Raw genomic sequence first — 254 nt, 5'->3', positions numbered from 1 at the left:
TGGTGGGCCTAGGCTGACTCGAACAGCCGACCTCACGCTTATCAGGCGTGCGCTCTAACCAACTGAGCTATAGGCCCTCAGAACCCACAAAAAAAGACGTACAACTTCGAAGGCCAAAAGATGGGGCGCTTCAAAGATCTATATACGTCAGGGAGTTGATGCTCCCTCAAAACTGAGCAGCGAATGTGCGTTAATCGTCATATCTCCATAGAAAGGAGGTGATCCATCCGCACCTTCCGGTACGGATACCTTGT

General features: G+C 50.8%; 1 tRNA gene. It reads right to left on the bottom strand.

What is annotated here, in order from left to right:
• Positions 1–77 (bottom strand) — tRNA-Ile (locus SB752_RS32905).
• Positions 78–254: the final 177 nt, after the last annotated feature.

The organism is Brevibacillus sp. SIMBA_040 (genome assembly GCF_046535075.1).
Lineage (GTDB): Bacteria > Bacillota > Bacilli > Brevibacillales > Brevibacillaceae > Brevibacillus.
This window is presented reverse-complemented; position numbering and strand designations above follow the sequence as displayed.